Origin of the sequence: Kitasatospora sp. NPDC048296 (genome assembly GCF_043201815.1) — a bacterium.
Classification (GTDB): domain Bacteria; phylum Actinomycetota; class Actinomycetes; order Streptomycetales; family Streptomycetaceae; genus Kitasatospora.
Genome location: NZ_JBICZB010000001.1, coordinates 92534 through 99479 on the forward strand (window position 1 = coordinate 92534; position 6946 = coordinate 99479).

The window sequence follows — 6946 nt, forward strand, 5'->3', positions numbered from 1 at the left end:
CGGGTGCGTCACTTCGCCAGGGCGGCGACGCCTGCCTGCGCGAACTGCTCGTCCAGGTCGCCGCTGGGCGCGCCCGCGACACCGATGCCGGCGACCGGAGCGCCCTTGGCCTGCACCGGCGCACCACCTGCCAGGAACAGCGTGCCCGGGATGTCCTTCAGGTTGGGGGCCTGGGCGAGGCGCTTGGCCAGCTCCGAGGTCGGGGCGTTCCAGGAGACCGCCGTGAAGGCCTTGCGCTCGGCCGACTCCGGGGCCTGCGGGCCGGCGCCGTCGCCCTTGAGCAGGACCCGGGTGACGCCGTCGCGGTCGACCACGGCGACCGAGACGTGCTGGCCGGCCTTGGTGGCCGCGTCCAGGGCGGCCTGGGCGGCGCGGGTGGCGGCGTCGATGGTCAGACCGGCGCTCTGGGCCAGGTTCTTGTTCTGGGTGTCGACCTTGACGGCGGCCGGCGCGGCCGGGGTCTCGGTGGTCTCGGCGCTGGCCGAGACGGCGCCCACACCGGCGGCGGCGAGCGCGGCGACGGCGACGGTGCCGGTCAGCACCCGGGTGCGCACGGAGGTCTTCTTCATGGTCCAGCTCCTCAACGGATCTGCGGGGTCCGCGGCCCGCACGGCGGATCGGGCCGCGGCGGATTCGGGGCCGGGCGGCGGGGGGACCGCCCGGCTCTGCTTCGATCCTCCGGCCGGATCCGGGCGCGCGGCATCGACGTTCCGGCGCGACCGTCCGGACATGATGGGGGACGGTGCCGTCAACCGATCGGCTGATGCGGGGCCGGGCCGGACGGGTCACCATCGAGGGATCGGCGCAGGTCAGTGCGCTGAGCGCTGGCACCTCGCACCGTGTGCCGCGCGCCGCGCGCCGCGTACCGCCAGGAGCCACCCGTGCAGCTGCCCCGCCCGTCCACCGGCCGGTCCGCCCGCCGGTCCGTCGGCGGCCGCGACGCCGGGGACCCGGACGCGGGCCGGCTGGCTCTGCTGCTGGACTCCGCGTTCCTGCTGCTGCTCGCCGCCTCGCTCAGCCGCTACCTCACCCACCACGCCGGGAGCCCCTGGATCCCCTGGGTGATCGGGCTGAGCGCCGCCCTGGCCGTCGCCCGGCCGGCCGCCTCCTGGTTGGACCACCGCCGCCTGCCCGCGCCCGGCCGGCCGCGCCGGTGGCCGTTGGCCCTGGTGGTCGCGCTCTGGGTGGTGTTGGTGCTGCTCGCCCCGAGCTTCGCCTGGTGCGCCGTCCCGCTGATCTACACCGCGCTGCGGGCGCTGCCCGCGAAGGCGGCGATCCCGCTGGTGGCGGCGCTGACGCTGCTGGTGGTGATCGCCGAGGTCCGGCTGCCCGGCGGGACGGACGCCACCCTCGTCCTGCTGCCGCCCGCGGTGGCCGCGCTGGCCACCGGGGTCTTCCTGTTCATGGCCCGGCAGGCCACCCGGCAGCGGGCGCTGATCGCCGACCTGGTCCGCACCCGGCGCGAACTCGCCGCCACCGAACGACGGGAGGGCACCCTCGCCGAACGCGAGCGGCTGGCGATGGAGATCCACGACACCCTGGCACAGGGCCTGTCCAGCCAGCGGATGCTGCTGCAGGCCGCCGAGCGCACCTGGGACACCGATCCGGCGACCGCCCGTACCCACGTCCGGACCGCCGCCGAGGTGGCCTCCCGGAACCTGGCCGAGGCCCGCCGCTTCGTCCACGACCTCGCCCCGGCCGAGCTGGCCGACGGCGCCACCCTGGACCGGTCACTGCGGGCGCTGGCCGAGCGGGAGTCCGCCGAGAGCGGGCTGCCGGTCCGCTTCCACCTGGACGGCACGCCCGCACCGCTGCCCGCCGCCACGCAGTCCGCGCTGCTGCGGATCGCCCAGGGCGCGCTGGCCAACGTCCGCGAGCACGCCGGGGCCTCGGCGGCGGCGATCACCCTGTCCTTCCTGGGCGACCAGGCCGTGCTGGACATCGCCGACGACGGACGGGGCTTCGACCCGGACGCGGCCGGTTCCGGCGGCGGGCGCGGGTACGGCCTGCCGGCCATGCGGGCCCGGCTGCGGCAGCTGGGTGGCAGGCTGACCGTGGAGAGCACCCCCGGCGAGGGAACCGTCGTCTCCGCCGCGATCCCCCTGGAGCACCGATGAACACGACCCCTGTCCGACTGCTGGTCTGCGACGACCACGCGGTGGTACGGGCCGGCCTGCTGGCGCTGCTCGCCAGCGCGGGCGACATCGAGGTGGTCGGCGAGGCGAGCACCGGGGAGGAGGCGGTCGCGCTGGCCGCCAAGCTGGCGCCGCAGGTCGTGCTGATGGACCTCCAGCTCGGCGACGGCATCGACGGCGTGGAGGCCACCCGGCGGATCACCGCCGCCCCGGGCGGGCCGCACGTCCTGGTGCTCACCACCTACGACACCGACGCCGACATCACCCGGGCGATCGCCGCGGGCGCCACCGGCTACCTGCTGAAGGCCGAACGGCCGGAGGAGCTGTTCGCCGCCGTCCACGCGGCCGCCCAGGGCCGGACGGTGCTCTCGCCACCGGTCGCCTCCCGGGTGATGGCGCAGATGCGGGCGCCCGCGCCGCAGCTCACCGAGCGCGAGCAGGACATCCTGGAACAGCTGGCGCAGGGCCTGGGCAACCGGGAGATCGCGCGGGCACTGTTCATCAGCGAGGCGACGGTGAAGACCCATCTGGGCCGGATCTACGACAAGTTGGGCGTGGACACCCGGGCCGGAGCGGTGGCGGTGGCCAAGGAGCGCCGGCTGCTGCGCTGAGCCGGCCGCACGGCCAGGAGGGCCGGTGGCTGCGCTGGGCACTCGCGCGGTGTCACTGTGTGCTGCCACGATGCTCGGAATGTCGGATTCCAGGCGCCGCACCCCACCCGCCGGGCCGGCCCCGGGCGCGCGCCCGGCTGCCGTACGCCGCCCTGACGGGCACACAACTGCCTGGTGGGACGCCCGTCGGAGCAACCAGAACCCGTCCACACGATTGTGGATTTTTCGTGGATCTCACTATTGACAAACCAACCACGCGGTTTGTTAGCGTGATGCCACGACGTCCCCGGAGGTGGGGGCTCGCCGGGGCCTGTGCGGACCGCTCTCGCCGGAGGGTGTTGCCAGGGGGGACGGCGGGATTGCCGGGGTGTCGGGGGGAGCGGCAGCGCCGAAGCCGCGCGACGAGGCGGCGTGGAGCGGGTCCGGGGGGACTCGCTCCACGCCTCCCCCGTGAGCCCCGCATCACATCAGCGCGCTCCAGTACGGGCAGTGCACGTCCGGCAGCGGCGCGGACCCGCCGACCCCCGGCCACTCCGGGCAGGCCGTCCCGGGCGAGCTCGCGGTCAGCGCGATTTCACCGAACTCGCCGATGCTCAGCGCCAGTTGATATCCGTCCCGGGCGACGGCGGCCACCCCCACCCGGTCCCGCCCGGCGTTCAGCGAGGTGATCGCCCACCCCCGCCGCCGCCAGTGCCGCTCCACCACCCCTGCCAACTCCGTCCGACGGCAAGGCGATACGACGGTGAGCAGATGCCGGCCCCGGGTGACGTACCAGTGCGCCTCCGACTCCCGACCCGGCAGCGGCAGTCGCGCGCCCGCCCGGGGTGCCGCCGCGCGCCAGGCGGGCGCCGGCCGGACGGCGTCCACGGTTTCCCGGAGCAGCGCCTCGCAGCGTTCCGCCGCATCGAGTTGATCGGCCGTCACCTCCGGAGCCAGCACCGGCCACCAGGCGGGCACGGACGGGGAGCCGTCGCGAGAACCGTCCGGGCATCCGAGGTTCAGTTCGGCACCACCTGACTGCACTGGGCCCTCCGCACTCCTCCCGGCGTTCAACCCGGGCAGGCATTCCGTCACCCCTTGGACGGTGGCCGGGCGCGGACAGTTCCGTCCCGCACCGTTCCTCCACCTCGAATTGCACTATACGGTGCAGTTGAATCACTGATCTGCACCGTGCAGTTTACTTATCCTCGCCACCCGGACCGGCCGGCCCGAACCGGATCGGATCGGATCGGACCAGGAGGAACCACCCGCCATGCCCACCATCGCCCTCGGCACCGCCCGCACGCGGCCGGCCGAGTCGGCGCCGAACAGGACGAGTACCTGCGACTCTCCATGGCCACCTGGCTCTCCCTCGCCGACCACCCCTAGGCCTTCGGGCGCTACGCCGCCCTGCCCACCAGCAGCTACGCCGAGTTCGACACCGGCCACATCGTCCTCGCCGAACAGCCCGCCGCCTTCACCAAGACCGTCCGCGACTTCCTCGCCGCCGGATGACCGACGGGCTGCGGGCAACGGGCGGCGGGGCGGGCAGCAGAAGCGGGAGTTGGAGCACACCGCCGCCCAGGTAACAAGTCCCTGATCAAAACGGCCGATAACCGCGCATGGTGATCCGAATCAAATTGACTGAACGTCAGCTTTTGGGATGAAACTGCCTTGTTAGCTTCACTGGCAAGGAGTAGACCATGCGCATACTCTTCACCGGCCCCGCCTCGGCCGGTCACCTGTTCCCGATGGTGCCGACCGCGCAGGCGCTGCGCGCCGTCGGGCACGAGGTCCTGTTCGCCTGCGGGCAGCCGCTCGACCAGCTCCGCAGCGCGGGCTTCCCGGTCGTCGAGATCGGCGACGGCCGGCACCTGCGGGAGATGTTCGAGGAGCGGCTCGACGGCAAGGTCGAGTACGTCAACCGGGACAAGTCGCAGGAAGAGATCTTCGACCTGGCGGCCGCGATCTTCGCGCACGCCTCCCGCCCCGCGGTCGACCAGCTGCTGGAGATCACCAGCGACTGGGGCGCCGACCTGCTCGTCCACGACTCCTTCCACGCCGCTCCCCCGCTGGTGGCGGCCCTGCTCAAGATCCCGTCGGTGGTCCACAACTTCGGGGTCAGCACCGGCCTCCCCATGGTCGACCTGCTCGCCTCCCACGTCACCGACCTCTACGAGCGGCACGGTCTGGCCGGGCCGACCACTGCCACCGCGCTCAACGTCGGCCCGCTCGGCGGCGACCCGGACGGCCTGCGGATGCGCTACATCCCCTACAACGGCGGCGGCCTGGTCCCGACCGAGTTCCTCCGCCCCGCCGACCGCCCGCGGGTCGTCGTCACCCTGGGCACCGTCCTCGCCGAACTCGACGGCGTCCGGGCCGTCGTCCGCATGGTCGAGGCCGCGGCCGAGGTCGACGCGGACTTCCTGCTCGCCGTCGGCGACGCCGACCTCGCCCCGCTCGGCACCCTGCCCGCCAACGTCCGCGGACTGCCCTGGGTCCCGCTCAACGAACTGCTAAGCCGCGCCGACGCGCTGATCCACCACGGCGGCTCGGGCACCATGCTGACCGCCCTTCAAGCCGGCCTGCCCCAGCTGCTCCTCCCCCAGGGCGCTGACCACTACAACAACACCGAGGCCCTCACCGCCACCGGCGCCGCCCTGAGCTCCACCTCAGAAGCCGTCGACACCCCCCTCCTCAACCGGCTCCTCACCGACCCCGCCCTCCGCACCGCCGCCCGCCGCCTCCAGGCCGACAACGCCGCCCTCCCCACCCCTGCGGCCCTCGTCCCCACCCTCGAATCCCTCACCACCGCCCACTGACCCCCACCGGCCACGGTCGGCAACCGCCCGTATCCGGGCAAAGGAAAAGCCGCAGGTCGATGACCTGCGGCTTTTCCGTATGGAGCGGGCGACGAGAATCGAACTCGCGCTATAAGCTTGGGAAGCTCATGTTCTACCATTAAACTACGCCCGCCTGATGAGCTGTCAGAGACCGCTCGATCCAGTGTCACTGTACCCCATCCGCGACTGTGGTTGCACGGCCGGTCCGAGGCCGTGGCGGAGCGGGGTGGGGATGGGCGGGGGGCGTACTGTTTGGGCCGCGTGCGAGTGCTCCGGTGGGCGTGGGGTCGGGGCGGCGAGCCATGGTGTGGAATGTCCGGAACATCCCCTAATGTGACGCTGTCCCGGGGCCTGGCCGCCGGGGCGCGATGAGTACGGGTGAGTACTGGGTTAGGGATGGGAAGGGGATCGATGGAGCAGCGCGCCGTCGTTCGTTGTGCCGAGGGGCACCTGTTCAGCACCACCACGTTCCCGATGCAGAACCTCGGTCCCGGGCGGCTCGGGCCCGGGCGGTTGATCCGCTGTCCGCAGTGCGGACGGCTCCGGAGCTCGGTGCTGGCCGACGTACGGGAGCTGTCGACGACGCAACTGGCGCGGGCGATGCGGCTGGAGGCCGCGGAGTTCCTGGCCTGACGGCCGTCGGAAGGACGTAACGGGCCCCGGGCGGATTCGTCCGGGGCCCTGTCGTGCACGTAACCTCGAAGCGTGCTGCTCTCTGACAAGGACATCCGGACCGAAATCGACCTGGGCCGGGTCGGCATCGACCCGTTCGACCCGGCGATGATCCAGCCGTCGAGTATCGACGTGCGCCTCGACCGCTTCTTCCGCGTGTTCGAGAACCACAAGTACCCGCACATCGACCCCTCCGAGGAGCAGCCGGACCTGACCCGGCTGGTCGAGCCGGACGGCGATGAGGCGTTCATCCTGCACCCGGGCGAGTTCGTGCTGGCCTCGACGTACGAGGTCATCACGCTGCCCGAGGACGTGGCCTCCCGGCTGGAGGGCAAGTCGAGCCTGGGCCGGCTGGGCCTGCTCACCCACTCCACGGCCGGCTTCATCGACCCCGGTTTCAGCGGCCACGTGACGTTGGAGCTGTCGAACGTCGCGACGCTGCCGATCAAGCTGTACCCGGGGATGAAGATCGGGCAGCTCTGCCTGTTCCGGCTCTCCTCGCCGTCGGAGCACCCGTACGGCTCCGAGCGCTACGGCTCGCGCTACCAGGGCCAGCGCGGCCCGACGCCGTCCCGCTCCTACATGAACTTCCACCGCACCGCGGTCTGATCCCGGCAGAGTGCACGCACGGCGGGGGGGGGGCCCCCCCCCCCCCGGGGGGGGGCCCCCCCCCGGGGGGGGGCCCCCCCCGGGGGGGGGGGGCCGC

Annotated in this window: 7 protein-coding genes and 1 tRNA gene; 5 read left to right on the forward strand and 3 right to left on the reverse strand. The window is 73.0% G+C overall.

The genetic code is table 11. The features are described 5' to 3' along the window. Window positions 1-8: 8 nt before the first annotated feature. A complete protein-coding gene (locus ACGF12_RS00440) occupies window positions 9-569 on the reverse strand; it encodes a heme-binding protein (protein WP_393023332.1) in 561 nt (186 codons plus the stop codon). 318 nt (window positions 570-887) lie between these two features. Between ACGF12_RS00440 and ACGF12_RS00445 the strand changes: the two genes are divergently transcribed. Next, on the forward strand, window positions 888-2117 hold the full coding sequence (locus ACGF12_RS00445; protein ID WP_393023931.1) for a sensor histidine kinase: 1230 nt from the start codon (window positions 888-890) through the stop codon (window positions 2115-2117). Beyond that, a complete protein-coding gene (locus ACGF12_RS00450) occupies window positions 2114-2746 on the forward strand; it encodes a response regulator (RefSeq protein WP_393023334.1) in 633 nt (210 codons plus the stop codon). Before ACGF12_RS00445 ends, ACGF12_RS00450 begins: the two co-directional genes overlap by 4 nt. Window positions 2747-3208: 462 nt before the next feature. Here ACGF12_RS00450 and ACGF12_RS00455 read toward each other — a convergent pair whose 3' ends face one another. Beyond that, window positions 3209-3670, reverse strand: a complete 462-nt coding sequence (locus ACGF12_RS00455; RefSeq protein WP_393023337.1) for a hypothetical protein — start codon at window positions 3668-3670, stop codon at window positions 3209-3211. A 758-nt stretch (window positions 3671-4428) separates the two neighbouring features. Here ACGF12_RS00455 and ACGF12_RS00460 point away from each other — a divergent pair. Continuing rightward, window positions 4429-5547, forward strand: coding sequence for a nucleotide disphospho-sugar-binding domain-containing protein (locus tag ACGF12_RS00460; RefSeq protein WP_393023339.1), 1119 nt, complete (start codon window positions 4429-4431; stop codon window positions 5545-5547). An 80-nt stretch (window positions 5548-5627) separates the two neighbouring features. Here the strand turns inward: ACGF12_RS00460 and ACGF12_RS00465 are convergent. Further along, window positions 5628-5701: transfer RNA gene (locus tag ACGF12_RS00465), tRNA-Gly, on the reverse strand. A gap of 278 nt (window positions 5702-5979) precedes the next feature. On the opposite strand from ACGF12_RS00465, the gene ACGF12_RS00470 reads away from it, so the two are divergent. Beyond that, on the forward strand, window positions 5980-6201 hold the full coding sequence (locus ACGF12_RS00470; protein WP_393023342.1) for a hypothetical protein: 222 nt from the start codon (window positions 5980-5982) through the stop codon (window positions 6199-6201). A gap of 72 nt (window positions 6202-6273) precedes the next feature. Beyond that, window positions 6274-6849: a dCTP deaminase gene (dcd, locus tag ACGF12_RS00475; RefSeq protein ID WP_393023345.1), complete on the forward strand. Its 576-nt coding sequence runs from the start codon at window positions 6274-6276 to the stop codon at window positions 6847-6849. The last annotated feature ends 97 nt before the right edge of the window (window positions 6850-6946 follow it).

Bases quoted from the DNA above. Each gene is read 5' to 3' on its own strand.
- ACGF12_RS00440 (WP_393023332.1), bottom strand. From the start codon at position 569: ATGAAGAAGACCTCCGTGCGCACCCGGGTGCTGACCGGCACCGTCGCC.
- ACGF12_RS00450 (WP_393023334.1), top strand. From the start codon at position 2,114: ATGAACACGACCCCTGTCCGACTGCTGGTCTGCGACGACCACGCGGTG.
- ACGF12_RS00470 (WP_393023342.1), top strand. From the start codon at position 5,980: ATGGAGCAGCGCGCCGTCGTTCGTTGTGCCGAGGGGCACCTGTTCAGC.
- ACGF12_RS00460 (WP_393023339.1), top strand. From the start codon at position 4,429: ATGCGCATACTCTTCACCGGCCCCGCCTCGGCCGGTCACCTGTTCCCG.